At 44.4% G+C, this 24,855-nt stretch carries 21 protein-coding genes; 4 read left to right on the top strand and 17 right to left on the bottom strand.

What is annotated here, in order from left to right; genetic code table 11:
* Position 1 precedes the first annotated feature (1 nt).
* Together DC094_RS04765 and xseA are read right to left on the bottom strand one after the other, a co-directional pair.
* Positions 2-856: a peptidoglycan DD-metalloendopeptidase family protein gene (locus tag DC094_RS04765; RefSeq protein ID WP_116685911.1), complete on the bottom strand. Its 855-nt coding sequence runs from the start codon at positions 854-856 to the stop codon at positions 2-4.
* Positions 849-2,237 carry an exodeoxyribonuclease VII large subunit gene (xseA, locus tag DC094_RS04760; RefSeq protein ID WP_241503963.1) on the bottom strand — a complete coding sequence of 463 codons (1,389 nt, stop codon included), beginning with the start codon at positions 2,235-2,237 and terminating at the stop codon, positions 849-851. Before xseA ends, DC094_RS04765 begins: the two co-directional genes overlap by 8 nt.
* 84 nt (positions 2,238-2,321) lie before the next feature.
* Here xseA and guaB point away from each other — a divergent pair, with 84 nt between their 5' ends.
* Positions 2,322-3,791 carry an IMP dehydrogenase gene (gene guaB / locus DC094_RS04755; RefSeq protein WP_116685910.1) on the top strand — a complete coding sequence of 490 codons (1,470 nt, stop codon included), beginning with the start codon at positions 2,322-2,324 and terminating at the stop codon, positions 3,789-3,791.
* 108 nt (positions 3,792-3,899) lie between these two features.
* On the top strand, positions 3,900-5,483 hold the full coding sequence (gene guaA, locus DC094_RS04750) for a glutamine-hydrolyzing GMP synthase (RefSeq protein ID WP_116685909.1): 1,584 nt from the start codon (positions 3,900-3,902) through the stop codon (positions 5,481-5,483).
* 369 nt (positions 5,484-5,852) lie between these two features.
* On the opposite strand, the gene DC094_RS04745 is transcribed toward guaA, so the two are convergent.
* The 5 genes from DC094_RS04745 to DC094_RS04725 all read right to left on the bottom strand — a co-directional run bounded on the left by DC094_RS04745 (position 5,853) and on the right by DC094_RS04725 (position 11,303).
* A complete protein-coding gene (locus tag DC094_RS04745; protein WP_158527216.1) occupies positions 5,853-6,884 on the bottom strand; it encodes a gluconeogenesis factor YvcK family protein in 1,032 nt (343 codons plus the stop codon).
* Positions 6,885-6,995: 111 nt separating this feature from the next.
* The gene (locus DC094_RS04740) at positions 6,996-8,189 is read right to left on the bottom strand and encodes an NnrS family protein (RefSeq protein ID WP_116685907.1); all 1,194 of its coding nucleotides are present in this window, start codon (positions 8,187-8,189) and stop codon (positions 6,996-6,998) included.
* Between the two features lie 292 nt (positions 8,190-8,481).
* Positions 8,482-8,976 carry a lecithin retinol acyltransferase family protein gene (locus DC094_RS04735; protein WP_116685906.1) on the bottom strand — a complete coding sequence of 165 codons (495 nt, stop codon included), beginning with the start codon at positions 8,974-8,976 and terminating at the stop codon, positions 8,482-8,484.
* A gap of 422 nt (positions 8,977-9,398) precedes the next feature.
* Positions 9,399-10,235, bottom strand: coding sequence for a methylenetetrahydrofolate reductase (locus DC094_RS04730; RefSeq protein WP_158527215.1), 837 nt, complete (start codon positions 10,233-10,235; stop codon positions 9,399-9,401).
* 342 nt (positions 10,236-10,577) lie between these two features.
* Entirely contained in the window at positions 10,578-11,303 is a 726-nt protein-coding gene (locus DC094_RS04725; protein WP_116685904.1) for a hypothetical protein, read from the bottom strand.
* A gap of 1,608 nt (positions 11,304-12,911) precedes the next feature.
* Between DC094_RS04725 and DC094_RS04715 the strand changes: the two genes are divergently transcribed.
* On the top strand, positions 12,912-13,793 hold the full coding sequence (locus tag DC094_RS04715) for a hypothetical protein (RefSeq protein ID WP_116685902.1): 882 nt from the start codon (positions 12,912-12,914) through the stop codon (positions 13,791-13,793).
* A gap of 239 nt (positions 13,794-14,032) precedes the next feature.
* Here DC094_RS04715 and DC094_RS04710 read toward each other — a convergent pair whose 3' ends face one another.
* Complete coding sequence (locus tag DC094_RS04710; RefSeq protein WP_116685901.1) at positions 14,033-14,572, bottom strand: SEL1-like repeat protein; 540 nt, start codon at positions 14,570-14,572, stop codon at positions 14,033-14,035.
* Between the two features lie 723 nt (positions 14,573-15,295).
* Here DC094_RS04710 and DC094_RS04705 point away from each other — a divergent pair.
* A complete protein-coding gene (locus tag DC094_RS04705) occupies positions 15,296-16,018 on the top strand; it encodes a hypothetical protein (RefSeq protein WP_133245465.1) in 723 nt (240 codons plus the stop codon).
* A gap of 572 nt (positions 16,019-16,590) precedes the next feature.
* Here DC094_RS04705 and DC094_RS04700 read toward each other — a convergent pair.
* The 9 genes from DC094_RS04700 to pcnB form a co-directional block, all read right to left on the bottom strand.
* Positions 16,591-17,154, bottom strand: a complete 564-nt coding sequence (locus DC094_RS04700; protein ID WP_133245464.1) for a hypothetical protein — start codon at positions 17,152-17,154, stop codon at positions 16,591-16,593.
* A 24-nt stretch (positions 17,155-17,178) separates the two neighbouring features.
* Positions 17,179-17,688 (bottom strand): hypothetical protein, encoded by a 510-nt coding sequence (locus DC094_RS04695; protein WP_116685898.1) that lies wholly within the window; start codon positions 17,686-17,688, stop codon positions 17,179-17,181.
* A gap of 135 nt (positions 17,689-17,823) precedes the next feature.
* Entirely contained in the window at positions 17,824-18,177 is a 354-nt protein-coding gene (locus DC094_RS04690) for a hypothetical protein (protein WP_116685897.1), read from the bottom strand.
* A gap of 750 nt (positions 18,178-18,927) precedes the next feature.
* Positions 18,928-20,106 carry an acetyl-CoA C-acetyltransferase gene (locus DC094_RS04685; RefSeq protein WP_116685896.1) on the bottom strand — a complete coding sequence of 393 codons (1,179 nt, stop codon included), beginning with the start codon at positions 20,104-20,106 and terminating at the stop codon, positions 18,928-18,930.
* Between the two features lie 461 nt (positions 20,107-20,567).
* Entirely contained in the window at positions 20,568-20,948 is a 381-nt protein-coding gene (gene panD, locus DC094_RS04680) for an aspartate 1-decarboxylase (RefSeq protein ID WP_116685895.1), read from the bottom strand.
* Positions 20,949-21,055: 107 nt separating this feature from the next.
* Entirely contained in the window at positions 21,056-21,907 is an 852-nt protein-coding gene (gene panC / locus DC094_RS04675) for a pantoate--beta-alanine ligase (RefSeq protein WP_116685894.1), read from the bottom strand.
* 90 nt (positions 21,908-21,997) lie between these two features.
* Complete coding sequence (gene panB / locus DC094_RS04670) at positions 21,998-22,795, bottom strand: 3-methyl-2-oxobutanoate hydroxymethyltransferase (protein ID WP_116685893.1); 798 nt, start codon at positions 22,793-22,795, stop codon at positions 21,998-22,000.
* A gap of 55 nt (positions 22,796-22,850) precedes the next feature.
* Positions 22,851-23,333, bottom strand: a complete 483-nt coding sequence (folK, locus tag DC094_RS04665; protein ID WP_206605566.1) for a 2-amino-4-hydroxy-6-hydroxymethyldihydropteridine diphosphokinase — start codon at positions 23,331-23,333, stop codon at positions 22,851-22,853.
* Positions 23,333-24,664: a polynucleotide adenylyltransferase PcnB gene (gene pcnB, locus DC094_RS04660; RefSeq protein WP_116685892.1), complete on the bottom strand. Its 1,332-nt coding sequence runs from the start codon at positions 24,662-24,664 to the stop codon at positions 23,333-23,335. Before pcnB ends, folK begins: the two co-directional genes overlap by 1 nt.
* Positions 24,665-24,855: the final 191 nt, after the last annotated feature.

The raw sequence follows: 24,855 nt of genomic DNA, 5'->3' as shown, positions 1-24,855 counted from the left end.
ATTAATTGGCTTGTTTTAAAAATAATTCTGGCGAAACAGAATAACCATTTAATCCCACTGTCCAATGTAAATGTGGCCCGGTTACTCTGCCGGTTGCGCCAACCTTTCCAAGTGCCTCTCCCCGAGCAATTACCTGGCCTTTTTTAACCCCAATTTCGCTCATATGGCAATACATGGTAACTAAGCCTTGGCCGTGGTCGATATAAACGCTTTTTCCGTTGAAGAAAAAATCACCTGTCAATACTACGGTGCCAGCAGATGGCGCTTTGATGGCAGTGCCTTTGGGCGCAGCGAGGTCTAATCCGCTGTGTGGTTTTCTGGGTTGATCGTTAAAAAAGCGCTTTAAGCCAAAGGGGCTAGAAACCGGTGCAGTAACCGGTAAATCAAAATTAGTGTCTGGAATCTGACTGCTAAAGCTGGCAAATGCCTGTCGAGATAATTTTTTCTCTCGCTTGAATCTGGCCAGTTGTTCTTTGGAAGGCGAGACATATTTCTTTTTCTTGCCAGTTAATTTTATTCTCTGCTCTTTATACGCATAGTCATTAATTGAAAAGGCTTGAGTGATTTTCTGGCCGCTGCTTTTACTGGTAATCGTTAATTCGGCGTTGCCCGGTTGCTGAGATAAAGGAATGCCAACTAGCGCAACAGTTTTGCCATTTTCGCGGGTGATAAATAATGGCTTGTTTCTAAACCAAGCTTGTTCTGTGTCTGCTGGCACTTCAATAATTGCCACACCACCGGGGATTGCTGATGCATTGGGCAGGGCATGTGCGCTATTGGAAAATACTGTTAAAGCAGAGCCGAAAATAACGGCCGATACCAAAGTAGTTTGAAGTTTTTTTAATGATTTAATCATTTGCGGCTTCCAGTTGCTGCGTTGCTTTACTTGTGATCTGTGCCGATGCACTGCCTTGGGCCAGTTGAATGTTAATGATTTGTCCGCTGGTTAATTGCTCAGAAGATTTAATCACTTGCTGCTTTTCATTGGTGACTAAGGCATAACCGCGACTCAGTGTAGATAACGGACTGTAGCTGTTTAACCCCTCGGCTAATCGAGCTAATTGGTTTTTCTTTTGCTGCATTTTTTGTTCAATAGCAAAATTCATTTTCAAATTTAATTGTTCCAGCTGGCTCGCTTTAGCAGCAATTTGTTTTTCTGGCGAATGGCTGGTTAATCGATGTTGCAATTGAGTTAATTTTTTAGCTCGATCCTGTAAATTCTTTTCGATAAAAGTATTCAAACGAAAAGTTAACTGATCCAGCTGCTGCATTTTTTGTTGCAACTGCTGGCCGGGGTGACGCAACCGAGAAGACAAATGCGTCAGGTTTTGTTGGTTGGCACGAATCCGCTGTTGAATCAGTTGAATCAGCTTTCGCCTTTGCTGTGCCAGCCAGATTTGTTCACCACCGTGATCCGGGCTGACTAATTCTGCCGCTGCTGAAGGTGTCGCTGCTTGGGCGTCGGCAACGAAATCTGAGATCGAAGTATCTATCTCATGACCGACTGCGCTGATAATCGGTAATTCGCTGGCAGCAATTGCCCGGGCGAGTGCTTCGTCGTTAAATGCTTGTAAGTCTTCCAGAGAGCCACCACCTCGGCCGATAATCAGCAAGTCACACTCTTGCCGCCGGTTAGCCGTTTGCAGTGCCTGAATCAATCGAGGTGCCGCTTCAGCCCCTTGCACCGCAGCGGGGTAAATAATCACTTCAATGGCTGGGTTGCGCCGTTTTAAAACGGTTAAAATATCGGTGATTGCTGCGCCGGTGGGCGAGGTGATCACACCAATTTTTTTCGGTGATTCGGGGAAGGCTTTTTTACTCGCTGGATCAAACAGCCCTTCATGCCATAAACGCTGTTTAAGTAACTCAAATTCACGTTTAAGGGCACCGTTACCCGCTTGCTCCATATGGTCGATGATTAGCTGATAGTTACCGCGGGGTTCGTAAAGGCTAATTCGCCCACGCACCAGCAATTGCATGCCATCTTGCGGCTCAAAACCAATCCGTGAATTCTCCCGGCGGAACATCGCGCAGCTAATGTTGGCTTTTTTGTCTTTGAGGGTGAAATACCAGTGGCCTGACCCATGTGGACGATAACCAGAAAGCTCGGCTTCTAACCAGATGGAAGGGAAAGTAGATTCCAATAAATAGCGTGCAGACTGGTTTAAACCGCTAACGCTGAGCGGTTGAGACTTGTCTCGCCCAGCACCGCTGAGGGAAGAATTTTCAGATATCACCAGCTTTAAGTTCCTATTCAGGTCGCAAGTCTTTATAATTTCGCGTCAAAGTTTTTCCCGCTCCATCTCACCTGGATTTCCGCTATGAGAATTACACAGGAAGCTTTGACTTTCGACGACGTTTTATTGATTCCCGCCCATTCCGAGGTAATGCCCAAAGATGTTGATTTGGGTACCCAGCTGACGCGTGAAATCCGCCTCAACTTGCCGGTGCTGTCTTCAGCAATGGACACTGTGACCGAAGCTCGTCTGGCCATCGCGATGGCTCAGGAAGGCGGCTTAGGTATTATCCACAAGAACATGACCGTTGCCGAGCAGGCAAGCCATGTTCGACGGGTAAAAAAATATGAAAGTGGCGTAGTTAAGAACCCTATCACTATCTCCCCTGATGCTACCTTGCAACAACTGCGTGCATTAACCGAAGAAAATAATATCTCCGGTGTGCCAGTGGTTGAAGCTGGTGATCAGCTGTTGGGTATTGTGACAGCCCGCGATATGCGTTTCCAGAACGATCCGCAAATCAAGGTTTCAGAAATCATGACACCCAAGCCTCGTTTGGTCACGGTCAAGGAAGGGGTAACTCGCCCTGAAATTGAATCGCTGTTCAAAGAGCACCGGGTAGAAAAGTTGTTAATCATCGATGACAACTTTTGTTTGCTAGGTCTGATCACCGTTACCGACATCAAAAAATCCCGCGCCTTCCCTAATGCTTGTAAAGATGATCAGGGGCAGCTGCGTGTTGGTGCAGCGGTTGGTACCGGTGGCGATAGTGAAAAACGAATTACCGCTTTGGTAGAAGCGGGTGTCGACGTAGTGGTAGTCGATACCGCCCACGGCCACTCGCAAGGTGTTCTAGACCGAGTGCGTTGGGTGAAGGATAACTTCCCTCAGGTACAGGTTATCGGCGGTAATATCGCAACTGGCGATGCAGCATTAGCATTGGTTGAAGCAGGCGCTGATGGTGTGAAAGTGGGTATTGGCCCAGGTTCTATTTGCACCACCCGAATTGTTGCAGGTGTCGGCGTGCCGCAAATTACTGCAGTGTCTAATGTGGCAAAAGCATTAGAAGGAACTGGCGTTCCTCTGGTTGCCGATGGCGGTTTACGCTATTCCGGTGATTTAGCCAAAGCGGTTGCTGCAGGTGCTCATGTAGTCATGATTGGTGGCCTGTTAGCCGGTACTGATGAAGCGCCGGGTGAAATTGAGCTCTTCCAGGGTCGATCTTACAAGGCATATCGAGGTATGGGTTCTTTAGGTGCCATGGCGCAAAGCCAGGGTTCTTCAGACCGTTACTTCCAAGATGCCAGTTCAGGTGCCGATAAATTAGTACCCGAAGGTATTGAAGGCCGAGTTGCCTGCAAAGGGCCAATGAGCTCGATTGTTCACCAGCTAATGGGTGGTCTGCGTGCCAGCATGGGTTATACCGGCTGTGCCACTGTCGACCAAATGCGAACCAAGCCGGAATTCGTCAAGGTGAGTTCAGCGGGCATGCGTGAAAGCCACGTTCACGATGTCACAATCACCAAAGAAGCGCCTAACTACAAAATGGGTTAAGCCGCTTAATTCCGAAAATAAAAAATGGGCCAGTGTTATCTGGCCCTTTACTTATCTTGGTAGTCGCTCTGGCTAATTTTTATCTGCCAGAGCTTTGAGGAGTAACCTGTGACTCAGTCGCGAAATATTCATGATAAGCCGATTCTGATTCTGGATTTTGGCTCCCAGTACACTCAGTTGATTGCCCGTCGCATCCGTGAAATCGGTATTTATTGCGAATTGTTACCTTGGGATATCGACCCCCAGCGTATTCGTGATTTTAATCCGGCAGGTATTATTCTTTCTGGTGGCCCAGAATCGACCATCGAAGAAAACTCTCCTCGTGCGCCTGAGCTGGTGTTTGAAATCGGCGTGCCGGTGCTGGGTATTTGCTACGGCATGCAAACCATGGCAATGCAGCTGGGCGGCAAGGTAGCAACATCGGTTGATAAAGAATTTGGCTATGCCCAGATTCGTGCCCGTGGCCATTCTGAATTACTGCGCGATATTCAAGACCATGTGAATGATCAAGGCCATGGCCTGCTAGACGTCTGGATGAGTCATGGTGATAAAGTCACCGAAATGCCGCAGGACTTCGTTCTGATGGCCAGCACAGAATCTTGTCCAATTGCTGGCATCGCGAACAAAGAAAAGCATTTCTATGGCATTCAGTTCCACCCAGAAGTCACCCATACCCATCAAGGTGAGCATTTACTTCGTCGCTTTGCCTTAGAGATTTGCGGTTGTGAAGCCCTGTGGACTTCGGCCAGCATTATCGATAATGCGATTGAAAACGTTCGCGCCCAAGTCGGCAAGGACGAAGTCATTCTTGGTTTGTCGGGTGGTGTCGATTCCTCAGTGGTTGCCGCGCTGTTACATAAAGCGATTGGCGATCAGCTGACTTGTGTATTTGTCGATAATGGCTTGTTACGTCTGCATGAAGGCGATCAAGTCATGGCGATGTTCGCCCAGAATATGGGTGTAAAAGTGATTCGAGTTGATGCTGAAGATCGCTTTTTAAGCAAACTAAAAGGCGAGTCAGATCCAGAAGCCAAGCGTAAAATTATTGGCCATGAGTTTATTGAAATCTTCGATGAAGAAGCCGGTAAGCTGACCAATGCCAAATGGCTGGCGCAGGGCACGATTTATCCAGATGTGATCGAATCTGCCGGTGCCGGAACAGGCAAAGCACACGTTATCAAGTCGCATCACAATGTCGGTGGCCTGCCAGACGACATGGCGCTTAGCTTAATTGAGCCTTTACGTGAGCTGTTTAAAGATGAAGTGCGTAAGCTGGGCTTAGAATTAGGCCTGCCATATGACATGGTTTATCGTCATCCTTTCCCAGGGCCAGGTTTAGGTGTGCGAATTCTTGGTGAAGTGAAAAAAGAATATGCCGATATTTTGCGCCGTGCCGATGCGATCTTTATGGAAGAGCTGCACAGCTCAGGTTATTACCATAAAACCAGCCAAGCATTTGCGGTATTCCTGCCCGTAAAATCGGTTGGAGTAACCGGCGATGCACGCCGTTATGAATTTGTAGTGGCATTACGTGCAGTAGAAACCATCGACTTTATGACCGCTCGCTGGGCACATTTACCCTATGAATTATTGGGTACTTGTTCCAATCGAATTATTAATGAAATCGATGGAATTTCCCGAGTGACTTACGACATCAGTGGCAAGCCGCCAGCGACGATCGAGTGGGAATAAGCAGTTAAAAATAAAACAGCAATAAGTTGAAAACCTAAATAGGTTAACTTGACTACAAAAAAATGCCGCACTTTATCTAACGTAAAATGCGGCATTTTTAATGACTGGTAGAAAATACCCGACTAGATGTTTTTTGATAATATCTCAATAGATAGCCGTATAGTTTCGCCAACTGAAACGTGACAAGTGCCGGGGTTTTATTACCTACACTAAGCGAGTAATCAATCGGCGGTTATTTTGTATGAACACAACTAAAAGTAATGTTTTTCCGCGCATGTCATCTAGAAACCGAGTTGTTGCTTGGGCCGGCGCATTCGTACCTTTATTTGTAGCAACACTACTGGTTTTAGTGAGTGTTTTTTTAACAAATTAATTTCTGCTGTGGGAAAGTTTTCGGATTACTTTTTCAAGATTAAATGACATTTTTTCAGTGCTGTGGCGCAAAATCCCAGCAGTGTCATCGAGTAGGTCGACATCCCAAATCTGGCATTTCTTTTCTAGCTGTTGGCGGTCAGAAATAGAAACCAGCTGTGATTCGTTGGCTAAATAGTGTTCTAGCGTTTTTTGCTCAGGCTTTCGGTTATTAATTACTAGATGATCGATTTTTCGTTTGATGGTTTTTTCGACCGCCGATAAAAAATCTTCAGCAGAAAATCCGCGCGTTTCACTATGTTTGGTCATAATGTTGCACAAATACACCAGCGGTGCCGAAACATCTTTGAGGGTTTGAGCTACTTCTGGAACCAGCAAGTTTGGAATTAACGAAGTGTATAAATCGCCGGGGCCAAGCAAAATTACGTCGGCATTTTTTAAAGCTTCAAGTACCGGCGGATAAGCGGTTACCGAATCACCGTGGTGCGGTACTAAATAAATATTACTAATTTTGCTTAAAGTACGGGTGCGCGGTAAATCAATTGCGCTTTCACCAAAAATTCGCTGGCCACTATCTAAATCTGCAACCAGTGTCACTCGGTCGGTACTCACCGGCAAAATCTTCTGGGTTACATTGAGCATTTCTGCCATCGCTTGAATCGCCGATGGAAAATCACCTGCATATTGCGACAACATGGTGAGCAACATATTGCCGGCGTTATGCCCCTGAAGTCGCCCATCTGCAGAAAAACGCTTAAGCAGCATATCTCGCATGATTTCCCGTTGCGGAGATAAAGCTAACAAACATTTCAATACATCACCCGGGGGCAAAATACCCAACTCATCACGTAGTTTGCCGGTGCTACCGCCGCTGTCGGCCATGGAAACAATGGCGCAAATATTGATATTGGGAAGGTCACGCAATGCCGATAACAAAGCAAACTGGCCTGTGCCGCCACCGATAGTGACGATAGAAAGCGGTTTGTTGTTTTTTGCAGGTGAAAGGGTAGTGTTCAGCGGCTGAGTCATAACTCGATCAATAGTTACTTTTGAATCAAGCATGCAATCAAAAACGTTAATCGGCAAGTGCCCAGATTATTTTTCTGGGCACTTTATTGACGGGTCAAGGGTATTTAAAAATTAGCCAGCGCGGCCATCGGCACGAGCAGTCACTAGCATCTTGCCGTAATTACTCAGGAAAATAATAAACGCCAAGCTCCACAATATGCCGGTTACTAACAGTAATGGCAGATAGAATGCTGGTAATAAACTGGCGAAAATACGGCATAAGCCAGCAGAAAGAATTAATGCGAAAGCCCATGGCATTGCTTTTGGAGGGGTTAATGGCCGGCCGGTATGGCCCAAAGTAACCCGCGCTAGCATGGCTAAAACCAGGCTGGCCATGCCACCAACGCCAAAGCTGTGAAGCACCATTGATAAAGAAACGCTAGCGGTGAAGCTGTGGATCACCAGCAACAACAAGCCTAATGGAATAAATGCCCAAGCTAGATGTAATGACCACAGCAAAGGGTTCCTGAAACTATGCGCGCCACCCCAGCTTAGAAAGCGGTAGCCGTTAAATACCAAGCTAGCAGCGGCTAAAGCAGCGGTCGCTAGTGGGTAACTATCCAAACCGAATACCGACAGTGCAGCTAAACCAGCCAAGCTGGCAATCGCTGCTTTTTCAGTCCAAGCAGGTAGGTCGTTGCGCTCAAAGTCGGTGGAGCGAGAAGTGAAAAATGGAATCACTCGACCACCAATCACACTCATCACTAGCACCACTAAAATCATGCCGCTGTGCAAACTACCCATGGCTAAAACAAAATCACCGCTGCTTGCCAGCCAGCTGCTTAATGCACTAACAAAACCTAAACCGCACAGTATTGGAGTGAAAATTAGGTTGCGCCATTGGCGAACTTTAATCACATAGCCCGCCATAATGCTGGCGGCTGCTACTGGGAAGGCAAAGTTAAGAACAACGGCCAGCAAAGGTAAGTCACCGGTAAAAAGCATGGCAAGGCGAGCTGCCAGCCACAACGCAAATAGAGCGGCTAGTGGCGCACCGCGAAGGCCAATCAAGCCGGTCCAGTTTTGAACCGCAGTCAGCAAAAAACCAACAATAATCGCGCTACCAAAACCAAAAATCATTTCATGGCCGTGCCAGAAAAGAGTGCCGCCAACTGGGTTGAGTTGCAGCATGCCAAAGAAACTGGCTAACCAAAGTGGAATGGCGACCAAAGCCAGCAGGCTGCCAAATAGAAAGAAGGGGCGAAAGGCCAAGCGCCAGATAGGCGTGATCTTCATTGCTTTGTCTTGAATATCAATTTGCATCATAACATTGGGGACCGGTGAGACTGCTGGAGCGGATTATGGCAAGAGTTCTGTCATAATGACATAGACAAGTTGATTGTGATCAGGTTTATCGTAAATGCAAATCACTGCTAATAACAGTTGGTTTAGAGAGGCGTCGGTAAATGACTGTCGGGAACGCAGACGGTTCGCATGTAATGTGCCCTAGGTAAGGCTAAACGCCGTTATCCTCACCAAGAAAGGTGAGGGCTTGTTCACATAGCAAAGCGTTATGCATTTGGCGTGAAGTGTACCGAATTAATCGTATAGGGCTTGTTTAAGCATTTTCGGTATTGTTTTTTTCAACGGCTCTTGATGCTAGAACAGCAAGCCCACCAATAGCGATACCAATGCCTAATAATTTAAGTAGCCTGGGGTTTTCAGATACGGCAGCTGCAACAGCAATGCCCGCAGCAGTAGCGCTAACACCTTTTACTACTTGTGTTGATGAGACCTCTAATCCTGACGCCCATTTTACAAAGTGTTCGCAGTTCATAGATGTTATTGAATATTCCCATTTTCCAATTTGGGATCTTGCGTTCGCAAGTAACTGTGAGATAGGTATATCCATAGGCATGTCAGCAACATATGTTTTTTTGTTGTCAGTAACGATGTGCCATGGCTCTTCTTGTACAGTGCCATTTCTTTTGGTTGCAGAGATAAGTATTGGGTTTCCAAGCGAGCAAAGCTTATCCGTAACAATTGACCAGTGTTGATAAATACTAAAATTGGTTACAACAACATCGCCAGGTCTTACTATTAATTCTTTCATTTAATATCCTTGTCTAACGAGCTTCGAGATTAACTCCATTTAGTCTACATTCTGCGCTCAAGCATAAAATGAAGGTAGGTGTATGCGAATCAGGCTCATTTTTTTGTTTATTTGTTAAACATATTGCCGGAAAGTAGGTTTATTCTCCAGTGAGAAAATTAAAATTACCGGTTTGATGCTGGGAGCGCAGGCGGCCCGCCTGCATTTGCATGAGAAAGCATTTATGTGCCTTTGGCGCTATGCAGGCAAGCTGCCTGCGCTCCCGGTAACGGTTCTGCATGGCTTTTGATATCGAAGTCAAAAGCCTGTTTCTTCATTCTGAACAAGGAAGCAGGCATCCACACACCAAGGGTGGCAGGGATGGCTCAATTTCATCTTTATAGCGCGTTGATAAATTTGGGCTGGTTTTTTCGACCTTTAACTTAAAGATTTTTATTCGCCCACTTAACAGCGTTTACCAGGTTGCCGATAGGATAAATATGTAAGCGGACATCGCCTAAATCAAGCTGTTGTAAGCGTTCCTGAATAATTTCAAGGAAGCTTTCTGGCCCGATATTTCCCAATAATGAACTGACCTTCCAACCATACTGCAACAGCAAACCTAGCGATGTACTGACACGACATTGCTTAGCAAACTTCATCAGCCCAGTAAGGGTTGTTGGGCTGGGTACGCCAATACGAATTGGGGCATCAATATTGGCTTGTCGAACCTGCTCGATCCAGTTAATAACGCCTTCAGCATCAAAAGATAACTGAGTAGTAATTTCTACAGAAAATCCTCTGGCAACCAATTCACTGTGTTTTTGTTTGAGGTAAGCCCATAAAATATCATTGTGAACCTTTGGGTGGCCCACCGGGTAGCCAGCAATACCAATATTTTTGATGGCAAATTTTTCGATGCAATGACTTTGAATGAGTTCTAATGAGTCAGAAAATGGCCCTTGTGGTGCTGAAGGGTCGCCGCCGACAAGAAACAGACTTTCGATTGCAGCAACCTTTTTGGCCTGTGAAAGATATGACTCCAGCTCAGCTGGTGAAGTGATTCGACGCGCTGATATAATTGGCATCGGCTCAAGGGAGTGCTTGTTGAGTGCCTCAATTGCATCAAGGCGCTGTTTCATGGTTTCATTACCCAAGTAGGCAATCTTCACTTGGGTATTATTTGAAATAGAAGCTGCGACTTGGGGGATGCTGCCGATATCTCGAGATGTCATTTCCAAAGAAAAGTCTGTCAGCTTAGCTGACTGCGTGTTGCTCATAGTGTTTGCCTTCATCCAAATATTAATTAAATATCAGTTGAAAAAAATAGAGTAATCCAATAAAAAAGAGCCAAAAAAATATTGCTAAAGCTAATAATATCGTCCGGCGGAAATAAAATATATGTAGTGCGAAATAACGGTAAAACCATCACCTAAATAATTTCGTGTAGACTCACTCTTAGAAAAGTAGGCGCATCGCACAGGGTAAATATTATGCGAGTGCTGACACTGTTAATCCGATAGATTGGGTTAGATAGGTTAGCTCAAAATTATTTGTAACGATATATAATACTCTACGATTAAAGAGTAATGTCAGAGTGTTAATTGACTGTGTTTTTATAATTAATTTCCAAGTGCATTATATTCCTTTGCAGTCATTAAAAGATGTGGGTTTGATCTAGTGAAGTTATACCAATTAATAGAACCTTTTGTAATGAGGTATTTATGATTTAATAAACTATCTACCATCATTGCAACGCGTGCTATATCTAATGTATTCAACGATAAAACACCTATCAGAGGATCAAAAAGATATAGCTTGTTGTCACAATAATTTCGAAAAACAGCAAGAACTGCCGAGCTAGAATAATCCTTGCTTATAGCTTTTATTAAAACCCCTTCTCCGTTAGAATGAAACTCGATTTTATCAAAAATACTTCTAACAACTATTCTATTTGTTTCACGCGAGCCATCGCTAAGCTTTTCGCTGATAGGCGGATTACTCGTATCAAGTTTATTGATATCAATTTCGCGAATTTCTTCTCCTTGATTGAAACCATGGTGCCCCCTCATTTCATATGTTGTTTGTAACAATAACGGCGCTGCCCATTGTTCTATATGGCGTAACTGCTCTTTTTTTTCTGGCTCAGTAAAGTATTGTTCGAATTGTCGGCAATTATAATTTTTTTCGATTAAAGCATTTGCCAGCCAGATTACACATAGCCCACTTCTTCTTAACAATAATCTGTTTTTTTCATGAATCGCTGCATTGAAATCATCTACTTTATTAATACCACACACATTCCAGATTTGGTAAATAGCACTCATTCTCTGATCTGTAGAATCCATTTCACTTCTCTCCCTTTGTCAACGAGTGTTGGCTGAGAGTATAGTCTCACCTATTGAAGAGGGGCGCTCACTACTGTATTTTTATCGTGTTGTTTTTTCAAATACATGCTCTTAAGATCTAAAACATCTGCAGCTATAGCTGGCAAGCGGTTAGCTCTTCATCATCTAAACTTTCGATCAATGCTGAAGTATCATTAGTAAGTACCGGTATTTCTATTCTATCAACTGCAGCTGGTGTTACTACCCCGTCCTGTCAGGATAGTTGTCCTTTAAGTTAATCCACTCTTTTCTTAATCAGGAGTGGGGAAATATGCGGACATGCCATTTTACTCTAAAGAAAGAAAATTCGCAGTTTTAAAAAGATTATTAGTGACGTATCCGCACCAACCACTATTTTAATCATGTCTACCTAAAAATTTATTATGTTGTAGTCACGGTTAGATTGGTTCTAAAAAATAGAGCAATAATAGCTAATTAATGAAATGCTATGTTTTCGCATTAAAAATGTCTGTTGCAGGCTGAGCAGCTATTGCTAGAGTTAAAACAGATTGCAGCAAACAGGTTTTAAATGCCTCGACAGGCTGGCTGTAAAGTCTACTGATCTACGAGAGATAAAAAACATTTAGTCTGGGATTAACTAGATCGTGGGTAGCGTGGCTTTTTTATCAAAAAAATTTAAGAGCATAAGGTGTAAGTGAGATAGGCTGCGCTCCCAGTGTAAGTTATCTATTTCTATTCTCTATACGCCTACTTGCTTTTTTTTGTTGGGAGTATTACTGAATTGAAATGCAAGCATCCATATTAATGTGAGAAATGTTATAAATAACCACTCAGATATTAACCGTGTGTAATTCAAACGATACTTAATGGGGATGCTTTTTGTAGCTAGTTTTTCTAATTTAACAAACGTTAAGGCTTTGCTAACTAGCTTGCTGTCTTCGGCTTTTACATTTGGGTGGCCACACCTAAACCCAGTCGTTTTCGAACTGCTACAAGTCCAGTGATACCCTGCATCCAATACGCCGCCAATTTTGGGGACTGGTAACTGATATGGAGCTAGTAAAACTGTACACAGCATAATTAATGTATAAATTGCAGCTGTTATCTTCATGTCTTCAAATTTACCTTGATTGATCAGTGGATTGCATTCGATTTGACTGAAAGGTATTCGTTAAGAGCTTGCAAAAAAAGCTCTTGAAGAGGTGTCAGTTTGGTTTTGTTGTTACTTTGGTCGAGCATATTGCCGGAATGTCTCTCAATTTACTATTGAGTCATCTAACATCGGCCCGCTTGCCCATGCTTTATAATTTCAGATTTGCGTCATACAGTGGCTCAATCACTGCACATTCATCCTGGGCTTGCCTTGCAAGTTGAACTGATTAGGGCCTCTGGTGATGTTGCAGTCGAAGGTATAAAACAAACTGTGACAAGCAGTTTTTTTAAATGACTCAGCAGACCAGTAGATCGAGAGGTCTAAACCGGTTTACTGGCGATAAGAAAAATTTTGATTAATGTTAGTGAAATCTTAGCTAGCACGGTGTTTGGGTAGCTGGTAAATCAACATTTCTCTGTCTACATTGATCGTATTATTCAAAATGGATTTTGATTATGGACAGGATGGCAATAGAAGATCGAGAGATGCAGGAAGAAATTACTGCACAGCAAAGTGTTCTTATGTCTGCCATCCAAGGTGCTCTTCCTGGGGGCAGTAGTGTCAAAAAAATTAATATCTCCAGGAGAGTTGCCATGTCCACGCAAGGTGCGGTCATCTCAAATGATCTTGCGAGAGTGATCTATGGTTGCTGTGGTTTATTGGCTGCAGGTGGTGATAGAGGTCGATTTAAGGAGCTTCTCGAAACTCCTCAAGCTAAATTTGCAGTGGGCCATTTCAAGGAAAAACCTGTGCCTGATGACGCTGGAGCGGTAGGCGCCAATGCGGCAGGATCTGTTTTTGATGGCGCTAACGACCTTTTTTATGTGAAGATGCCTAGTTGTGTGAGGATATTATCTTTTGGAACCCTCAGCTTTACCGTTCCAAAGATCTGTCCAGAGAATCCATTAAGTTGGCAGCTATTTGATCTGCCAGCATCAATGGACGAGAACTCAAAGAAGATGGCAAAAGCGATGCAAGCAAGCAATAGCATTAGACATATTCTTCGAAGATCCGATGCTGCTTTAATTTATCTTTACAGTACAGATGTCGATAGAGAGTTGGGTGATATCGCTATAATCGCTACAGTCAATACTCCTATTGGCCGAAAAATATTTATTTCTGATGGTGTTGAAATTAATTTTCATAGCAGATACACCTCGGAATTATTAGACGAGCCCTTGCAAAAAGTGGCTGATGCTTTTATAGGATATTATTTGAGCAACGCGAGAAATTTACAATATTGGCGAGCAATAGAATTCGAACCATCGATAGCTCCTGTCACTCCTGTCGCTCCGGTAAAAGGTTCTCCTAAGAAAAAGTGGTATCAGAGAAAATAATATTTTTATATTAACTTTTCACTATTTCAGTTTATTGATAATAGAGGAGTGGAAGAGAGGTTATATTTTAAGAAAATAGCGACCTTTACTGTAATTTTTCATTTCAACTAGAACTGACGATAAAAATATTTAGATGCAGGTTGGTGAGATTGTGGCTGGAAGGATTGAGTTATACTTTCAAAATATCATAGCCATTGCTTTAGCTTTTAGAGTACTGCTCTTGCGAATGTTTTTGCTTTTTATTGTTGGCGATCAGATAATATTTCTTTTAGTTTCAAACTACCTTCGACAGCATCGTTAAATACTGCTTGATCGGATTCATCCAGCACTTCAGGGTTAGGCACTAAAAGAAAAATAGATTCGTACCAACCTAAGGCTTCGACCAAATTTTTACCGCGAAAATTAGCATCAAAGTAGGCAAAACCCAAGTGTCTTCGAGCTTCGAGGTCACCGCTTTTTACAGCATCTTTCCAGTGGCTTACTGCTTTTTCTCTATCTTTTTTTACACCTAACCCATGGTAAGTTAGAAAGGTAACTGTGCTAAGTGCACTCGATTTTATTTCACTATCACCTTCATATTTTACGGGAGATTCAATAATGTACTTCCAGTGTGCAACTGCCGCTGAATAAACTTGGTTTCTATAAGCCGCAGTACCGAGATAAAATTGGCATTCTATATCGGTATATTCCAACTTGGTCAAGTATTCCAATTTACATTTTTCTGCAAAAGCTGAGCTAGAAAAAATAACCGTCAGAGCAAATAAAAACCTTAGTTTCAATGCAATATTCTTTGTGCAGCATCGCAAGCCTGTAGCAACTCTCTTATGACCTGGATATTAGGTTGCTTAAAAGAGTGGGTTGGCTCGGTTTTGTTGTTGGTTCGATTGTGATTATACTGCCGGATTAGTGGTGTATTTACTATTACATCGTCAGGTACCGGCTGGCTTGCAGTGCAAGCTGAGTCGAGTGAGGCCTTTGGTTGATTTGATGCTAGTTCAGCCTGGTTTCAAGAAAGCAGACCAATAATATAATTTACTGATCTATTCAATATAAAAAGTTCTTGGGGATGAAGTTCTAGGAGCTTTGGGTGGAAAGGTTTTTCTCAGCAACAAAAAAACATTAATGATGAGTTAACTGAAAGAAAAACAAACCAGTTTACCCATAAACTGTGTTTTATCTTGCATTGTTATTTCTATGGCTGGCGCAGTTGTTTCCCGGCGCAGTTGTTTCCCTCAGAGCTTTAGGCGTCTCATCCATAGGTGTCAGATCAGAGGTTGGTTAATTAACGGATCTAATTTCGAATTTACATCTCTCTAATCCATGTTCACTGATTCTGCTAGGCATCATCTGTAGCATTAAAATAAAAAATCGTGACGAGCACGGTTTTTGGGCTTTTGCGATCGGCAATGTAGCTTTTCTTTAACTATGCTCAGTTAGTCAGTTAACCGGCTAGCGAGTGAAAATTCTACTTGGACGTTGAAAGCACAGACCCGGAATGCATTTTGTTTAGCCAGCTTGATCACACTCATTTTGAAGAGCTTCATTCCTTGTGTCAGCTCATCTTAAGTCGTTTTCCAGTAAGTGAGCATTTCTTTCTCGGCATAGGCCGTTCCCCTGCACCAGTCATTGCTGCCATTCAGCATATTTCTGGAAAAGATAATGCAACATTAATGCCTATTTCTTTTCAGGGCTACACTTCTAGCAGTTTTAATCCGCATATGCATTGGAAGAAATCCGTTTGCCTCTACCAAAAATTTTGTTGCTACATTCCGCCAGATAAAAAAATAGTTATTCTGGATTGGGCTGCTTCTGGCTCATCACTTGCGATGGCCATTAGTCTAATGCAAAGCTTTTTGGCTGCTAGTGAGTTTATAGGGCTTGCGTTGGCTAAGGAGAGTGCTCACGAAAAAATTGAATCGAATATCAGAATTACTGGTGCTATATGCAGCTTATGCTGCATTTCGCCGAAAAATAGCAGTATCCTGTTCGATAGTATCGAGAATGGTATTTTGAAAAGAAAACTTGAGCTCTACCCTACCTCTAGTTTTGGACTGATTGGTGCTGGCTATAAAGCGGTGGCAGATCTAGAGGTCGACCCGAGCCACAATTGGAAAATTTACCAGTTGTTACTGGCACAGAAAATGAATCGGTTGAGCCCAATAAATAGTGCAGCGGATTCATTCTTTACATGTCACAATCTGACACCGGGGGTTTACTATGAATAGGATGATGACTGATTAAGGATAATGCCCGAAAATTTATTGCTGTGAACACCAATCGCCTCCGCCAATATTTAGATATAATTCCCATCGACTTAAAAAATTCTATTTTCATCATGTACCTAGAATTTCAATACGCCACCCATGATCTTAACTATATCCCAATCAATAAATCTAATGACCGGGATAACTGAAAAAAACTGACATTCAACGCGATTGCGGCAACCGTTTCTTCATTTCGAATACGATTATACTGAATTGATGTCACGACGAAAACCAGATTAACTCTGGTTATTGAAATTACATCTTATTTTAAAGCTTCTGACTTAAACTCACCCAATAAAAATGAGCAAATTTCAATACGCCACCCATGATCTTAACTATATCCCAATCAATAAATCTAATGACCGGGATAACTGAAAAAACTGGCATTCGATGCGATTGCGGCAGTCACTTTCTTCGTTTCGAATGCGATCATACCGAATTGATGCCACGGCGAAAACCAGATTAACTCTGGTTATTGAAATTACATCTTATTTTAAAGCTTCTGACTTAAACTCACCCAATAAAAATGAGCATCAGGAGGGTGGTTGTTTTCCAGATGTTTGTGCTTGCTGTTGCCAAGCCTCGGTTTGTTGTTTGACCCGCTCTTTAAACTGTTTGAGGTTCAGCGCATCGCCCATCGCATGGGCAAACTGTCTTGCACTGGCCATCACAGTGCTGCGACCGCTCATGGCAGAAGCCCACCAGCGAGCATCTGTTTTGATTTCTAATCGTTCAAAAATGGGCGGCAAACTGCTGTCCATATGTTTCTTATCAGTGCGCGCCATGCGAGCACTGGCATCAACTAATTCCAAATAATCTTTTAATGGCAGCGGATGAACCGTGTCTTTGATGTTAATGCTGGGTTTTCTTTCACTATCGACAAAAGGTTTTAATCGGGCGAAATTGTAATCATATCGGCGTTGATGATTTCTTTTTCGGCTTTTTTTCCTGCGATGATTACTCGCGGGTAATTCCGTTTCCACTCGCGCTTGAACTGAAGTGTAATTTGAGTCTTCCGGGGTTTGTGCAATGCCTGCACGAAGCGGGTTAAGATCGACATAAGCCATGCAGGTTAGCAGTGCTTGTTGATCGAGCAACGCTTGCGCTTTAAAGCGCCCTTCTCAAAAGCGGCCTTTGCATAGATCTTCCGCATTGGCGATGCGTGCTAGCGGCTCGTTAATTGAGCGCATAAACCAGCTAATGGAATAAAGCCGTTCTCGGTAAATCGTGTTGGCAGTGTCTTCAACCCACTGAACTTGCATATGGGTAAGTAAACGGTGCTTGTTTGGATCGAGATAATCTTTAACCCAAGGGTGAGGCGAAAACACTTTGCAGTATTGCAACAGCACCTGCCTAATATTCCAGCTTTTTGCACGCTCGACATCGACATAAACTACTAGATGATAATGATTCGACATCACAGCGTAAGCTGCGATATCAACCGCAAATGCCTTGCTCAGCCGATCAATTCTATCGACAATCCACTGGCGACGGTGATCGTAATTCTTACGGTGCTTTTTAAGTAGCGTTGGATCTTCACCACACAGCCACCCTCGCCTAACACAACGCGAAATTACATGGAGAAATGGATTTTCTTTCGGATCGTATAGAATAGCTCTAGGTGCTGGCATGATGTGAAAATGACAACTTTTTCAAGTGCCGTTCCTGCAAAAATCAACGGTTGCCAAAGATTAAATCAATGGCAACCATATGAGAAATCAAATGTTTTTTGGCAAGTATAAATAGTATCTTGGGTGGCGTTATTCTTATGCTTTATCTAGAGAACCACCATTCTCCCAAACTCTAAACCTTTCAGCCGCATTTGAGTCAAGGCTTAGTGAGTAGTCAATTGGTATTTCAATGCGCCCTTGTCTCTTTGTCGCAGCGTAGAGTTTATCTGAATAGAACAATATTCCCTTTCCATAGAAATACTTTTTAAGTGTTGGGCAATGTTCTTCAATTTCCTTCAGAGAGGAATGTGAAAAATCAGAATCAAGATTATTCGTGGAATAAACTAACCTAAATCCTTTGAACAGATCTTCATTGTTTTCGATAAGGTTTCTAAAACTATTAGCAGGTTCATGCAGTAATATTGCATTTACTGCACTTTGAAGTCTCATTATCCTTTCTTGCTGACTCTCTATTCGCACGAAACTATCCTTGTATTGTTAACATTGTATTGGTAGGAAACCCCGTTTTTCTTGGCTTGACTATCCAGATATTTCCGGTATCAGAGGCTGTAAATTCGCCAGTTAATCAGTCCCGTCAATACAATGTCTCGGTTATTAGTCAATTAGCAATGGGTTTCACTGTTACTGCTAATTTTGTTGATCGAATATCCCGATATCACCCGGTTATCCGAGCCGCTCGGTTTGCCTGTTGGCTCGGTTTATTAGCGATACGTGCTTTCCGAATGCATCTTTAGATGGCGCTAAGTATCTGCTAGACAAATGTTATTTTGTAATTCTACCGCTATTGATAATCTAATCAAAGGGTTTGGTTGGATTTGAGGCGCTTGCAGTGTAATTGGCAGGTGGTTGTTTGATCTGAAGTAAGTTCTTTTACCATCCATGGCCATGGTTCCCCGCCCTCCGTGGCGAGGATGACGCGGGGGCTAGTAATGAAAACTGAGTAGCCAAACTATGGATGACGCAGGGGCTAGCAATGAAAACTGAGTAGCCAAACTATGGATGACGCGGTGGCCAGCAATTAAAACCGAATAACCGAACTATGGATGACGCGCTGGCTAGCAATAAAACGAAGGTGCGGTGAAAGTTTTTGAGGGATTTAAAAAGAAGCATTCAAGGTATTTCAGCCAGGCTGCTGCAGGCTGAATTGAAACAGCCCGACCGAAATAGGGTGGTGTTTTTTTAACGCGCGAGCGCTAATGCAACACCCTGGCCGCCGCCAATGCATAATGTCGCCACGCCTTTTTTGGCGTCGCGTTTTTGCATTTCGTGGATCAGGCTAACCAGAATACGACAACCGGATGCACCAATTGGGTGGCCCAGTGCGATTGCACCGCCGTTGACGTTTAATTTTTCAGCATCAATCTTCAGTTCTTTGCCTACGGCAATTGCTTGCGCGGCGAAAGCTTCATTCGCTTCGATCAAATCGAGTTGATCCATGCTCCAGCCAGCTTTTTCCAGACACTTGCGAGTGGCTGGTACCGGGCCAATACCCATAATTGATGGGTCAACACCAGCGCTCGCTGATGCAGCAATGGTTGCCAGAGGCGTTAAACCCAGTTCTGCGGCTTTTTCGGCAGAACAAACAATCACAGCGGCTGCGCCGTCATTAATGCCAGAAGCATTAGCGGCGGTTACCGTGCCATCTTTTTTAAAGGCCGGGCGAAGCTTGGTCATGCCTTCGATGTCGGCACCGTGACGAGGGTATTCATCCTGATCAAAAATGATTGGATCTTTACGACGCTGTGGAATTGAAACGGCAATAATCTCGTCGTTAAATTTACCAGCATTTTGCGCCGCTTCGGCCTTGTTTTGCGAAGTGACTGCAAACAAGTCTTGTTCCTGGCGACTAATTGAATATTTTTCTGCCAAGTTCTCGGCAGTAATACCCATGTGGTAGTCATTGAAAGCATCCCATAATCCATCGCTGATCATGGTGTCTTGCAATTCCCAGTTACCCATTTTTTTGCCATCACGGGAAGCAGGCAGAATATGTGCCGATGCACTCATATTTTCCTGACCGCCAGCAATAATCATTTCTGCTTCACCCAAAGCAATCGCTTGGGCTGCCAGTTGAACAGCTTTTAAACCACTGCCGCAAACCTTGTTAATGGTCATGCATGGGGTTTCGGCTTTCAGGCCAGCATTGATTGAAGCCTGACGCGCAGGGTTTTGACCACAGCCAGCAGTTAATACTTGGCCGAGGATGACTTCATCGATTTGTTCAGGTTGGATTTTGCTACTTTGCAGCAAGCCGCGAATAACGGTTGCGCCCAATTCGGTAGCTGGAACACCGGCAAGGCTGCCGCCAAAACTTCCGATTGCGGTACGACCCGCGGCAACTATGACTACTTCGTGCATCTTGTGACTCCTGTTTGTTTTTGTTCTTCCTTGTGCGAATGCAGGTTTTGCTAGTGATTAAGCTGCTAGCAAGGTCTGTGATCATAAAGTGCTTTTTATCTTGGATACAACTGTATAACGACGTAATTGTCAGATAAATAAAAGGGCGGGGTGGTACGTACCAACCTGTAAGCGGTAGGTTCACCTTTAAACACCGAATTTGTTTTAACCATCACCATCCATGGCAACTGGGTGACTCAAAAGGATGTAATAAATGCAGAAAATGCAGGGACGCAACTTTTCTGCCCGGCATCTCGGCTTTGGCATTCTGCGTCGCTCTACCTTCTGCATCCATGCAGTCGTCTTTGGTGAGGATGACGTGCTCGGCAGATTTTGCTGAATGGTTTTAATTTTTTAAACAAAAAAAACGCCGTGCAAATTGCTTTGCACGGCGTTTTTTCGGTTTTCGGTCGACTTAATAATTAAGCGACTTGAACCGGGATGGCGTTGCTGGAACGAACAATTTCGTTCCCTTCGCCGATATAAACCAGGTGTGGTTTATATGCACGGGCTTCTTGATCGCTCATTGCAGAATATGCGCAGATAATTACACGATCACCAACAGAAGCTCGGTGTGCTGCTGCACCATTTACAGAGATGATTCTGGAGCCGGCTTCTGCGCGAATTGCGTAGGTTGTGAACCGCTCGCCATTGGCGATGTTGTAGATCTGGATTTGCTCGTGGTCGAGAATTCCTGATGCGTCCAACAGTTCACTATCAATTGCACATGAACCTTCATACTCTAACTCGGCATGGGTAACCCTTGCCTGGTGCAACTTGCCTTTAAGCATTGTGTGTTGCATTGCACTCTCCAGTCTTCTCTTAGAATTTGCTACTTCTTGCAACAGCACTACGGCACTTTACCGAGCCCGCTGTTGAAAGGCGGCCGATTATCACTCAGCCCAGCCGTTTATTGCAAAAAAATTTGCTCATTGTCAATAAGACGTGTTTGGCCTAATGCGGCGGCGGCCAGTATAACCAGCTCTTTATCGGTTGCGCCAGCCGGTTCTAGGTCATTTCGTCGGGCAATATTGAAGTAATCCGGTTTAAAACCGAGTTGTTCAAGTTTGCACTTGGCATGTTCCGAAATTTGATCAAATTCCACATCGCCAGTACGGATTTTTTCAGCGGCTTCAAGTAGTACCTGACGAAGTTTTGGTGCCAGTGACCGCTGATGAATATTCAAATAACCGTTGCGCGAGCTCATCGCTAAACCATCGGATTCACGCACTAATTCACCGCCGATAATTTCGATCGGCATGCAAAGGTCGTGGACCATTTTGCGAATCACTTGCAGCTGTTGAAAATCTTTTTCACCGAAAACTGCTAAGTCTGGCTGTACCAGATTAAACAGTTTGGTGACGACGGTGGTTATGCCGCCAAAGAATACCGGCCGGCTAGAACCGCAATGGTGTTGGGTGATATTAGGAACGGCTACTCGAGTTTGGTCTTCTAGTGCGCAGGGGTAAATTTCTTCTAGCGGCGGGCAGAAAACTAAATCGGTTTGATATTGATCGAGCTGCTGGCAATCTTGATCCAGTGTTCTTGGATAGCTTTCGAGGTCTTCGCCGGGTGCAAATTGCATCGGATTAACAAAAATACTGACAATTACCTTGTCTGCCTTTTGCTTGGCTTTTTCTACTAGAGATAAATGTCCCTGATGCAGATTCCCCATTGTCGGTACAAAACCAACAATCAACCCCTGATGACGCCACTGACGAACTTGCTGGCGAAGTTCAGCGGTACTTTTTACTATCTGCATGTTCACTACCTGATCGACTAATGGCCGGCGATCAGTTAATAGCGCACTGAATATTGTCAGGCGCTAGGCTGCTGGCACCGGCAATAAAAATTATTTGAAACTGTGCTCTGCGGTTGGAAATTGCAGGTTTTTAACTTGGCTGACGTAGGCTGCAACGGCAGATGCAATGGATCCATTAGAATCGGCCATAAAATCTTTAACAAATTTAGGGCGCTTGCCACTGGTGACGCCGAGCATGTCGTGCATTACTAAAATTTGACCATCACAATAAGCACCGGCACCTATGCCAATCACTGGAATGGAAACTTGCTGACTGACAGATTGAGCCAATGATGAAGGGACGCATTCCAACAACAACATGTTGGCGCCCGCATGTTCTAGCTGAACTGCTTCATCGATGATTGAGGTTGCTTGAGCATCGTTACGGCCCTGCACTTTATAGCCACTGAGCAGGTTGACCTGTTGTGGCATTAAGCCCAAATGGGCGCAAACCGGAATACCACCGCGAACCATTTTTCTGACCAAGTCACACATCCAAGCGCCGCCTTCTAGCTTGACGATCTCGGCACCGGCACGCATTAATTGTGCGGCATTGGCCAAGCCTTCAGCTTCAGTGGCGTAACTCATAAATGGCATGTCAGCCATCAATAGTGCATTGGGTTTTGCCGCAGCAACCGCTCGGGTGTGATAAACGATATCTTCTACGGTAACTGGAACGGTGCTGCCCTTGCCCTGAAGTACCATGCCGAGTGAGTCACCCACTAGCAGCATATCCACTGCTTGCTGATCGAACAGCGCGGCAAAACTGGCATCGTATGCGGTAAGAGAAGCAATTTTTTCGCCCTTTTGCTTCATATGAGCAAGGCGAGATAGGGTGATTTTGTTCATCAGTGCTGCACTTAAAGTATCGGGAACGCGGCTAAAAGTACCAAGTTGGCAGGTTTCAGTCTATGAGCCTGAGCGAATGGTCAGAACAATTTTCCAATAACTGCTCAATCGGGCGGCCATCAGGCAGTTTTAGCTCAGGCGCTAATTCATGTAACGGCTTGAGTACAAAGTCTCTTTCGGCAATGCCAGGGTGGGGCACTGTCAACCTAGGGTGATTAATTTGTTGCTGGTCATAGATTAATAAATCTAGGTCAAGCGTTCGTTCGCCCCAGCGCCGGTTTCGGACTCGCCCATGCTCATTTTCAATTGCTTGCAGTGCATCGAGTAGGGCGATAGGTGCTAATTCGGTTTTTAACATGGCAACGGCGTTGACGTAATCTGGCTGGTCTTGCGGCCCCATTGGGCTGCTTGAATAGAGGCGTGATATGGTCACCACGCCTAATTTTTCCAGTTCAGCTTGCGCTTTTAGCAACTGCTGTTTGGGTTGTTCAAGATTGCTGCCTAGACCAATCCAGCTGGTTGCGATTGCACTGCTCATTACTCAAAAGATCCCTGGTCAGAGGTTGGCTGCTCTGCAGCACCACTACTTTTACCGCTAGGTTTTCTACGGCGACGAGGACGGCGCTTTTTCGGCCCACCTAGCTGGCGAACCATTTTGCTTTTCTCTTCTGTGCCACCGGTTTGGAATTCAGTCCACCAATCGGTTAGCTCGGCACAATCTTCACCGCTTTCTTTACGCAGTAAAAGAATGTCATAAGCAGCGCGGAACCTTGGGTGCTCAAATAAGCGCCATGCACGACGGCCTTGGCGTTTATGCAGCCTAAACTGCAAGCTCCACATTTCTCGAGTAGGCAATGAGAAACGCTTAGGAATTGAAATGCGGCTTAATTGCTGTTCTAACACATCATTAATCGCGTTGTGTTCAGCAATATGCGCTTCAGTACCTTTATTTAGCTGGTGGTCATGTGCCCGTTGAATGGCTGGCCACAAAATAACCGCCATTAAAAATGCCGGGGTCACTGGCTGGTCATTTTTAATGCGTGAATCAGTATTCAGGCAAGCTTGGTGAATCAGCTTGCGATAGCCTTCACCATGCTCGGGATCCTTCAGGCAATCAGCTGTTTGTGGAAACAGTACTGCAAATAAGCCAAAGCGACTTAACTGCTCAAAACTGGCTGCAGCATGGCCGGAGAAAAATAGCTTAAGGAATTCTTCAAACAGCCGCGCCGAAGGAATATCTTCTAGCAATGTTGCTAGAGACGGGATGCATGTGGCGGTATTTGGCTCAATTTCAAAATCAAGCTTGGCAGCAAAGCGAGCGGCTCGCAGCATGCGAACCGGATCTTCCCGATAGCGGGTTTCCGGATCACCAATCATGCGAATTTTCTTGGCTTTAAGGTCTTCTACGCCATTGCTGAAATCGATAACGCTGAAATCATCAATGTTGTAGTACAAACCATTAATAGTGAAGTCCCGGCGTTCGGCGTCATCATCCAAGTTGCCCCAGACATTATCGCGGCGAATCATTCCTGACTCATCACTACTTGCCTGATCGGCAGTGCTGCCTTCTTTATGGCTGGCACGGAAGGTCGCGGTTTCGATAATTTCGCGGCCAAAATGGATGTGCGCCAAACGAAAGCGGCGGCCAATTAGACGGCAATTGCTAAACAATGCCTTGATTTGCTCAGGCGTTGCATCGGTAGCAATATCGAAATCTTTAGGAGCCTTGCCAAGTAATATGTCTCGAACACCACCGCCTACCAGATAGGCTTGGTAGCCAGCTTTATTAAGTCGATAGAGTACTTTCAACGCGTTAGGGCTGATTTGCTTGCGACTGATCTGGTGATCTGGGCGAGGAATCGTTCTCATCTGGGGAGCTGGTGTCCTTGGGGTCAGCCATGTACGGCAATTGCTGACAATTCGCTGGATAAGAGATGGGGATTTCGAGGCAGTCAAGGTTTACGTCACGCTCAGGTTGGCAGGGCTACTAAATGATCGAGCCGGGATGATATCACGCTCTGAACAGGATGGAAGGAATCTCTATTGATGGTGGGCAGAGA

Origin of the sequence: Pelagibaculum spongiae (assembly GCF_003097315.1) — a bacterium.
In the GTDB taxonomy this organism is placed as follows: Bacteria; Pseudomonadota; Gammaproteobacteria; order Enterobacterales; family Pelagibaculaceae; genus Pelagibaculum; species Pelagibaculum spongiae.
The sequence above is the reverse complement of the archived record's forward strand: the minus strand, read 5'-3'. Positions and strand labels throughout refer to the sequence as shown.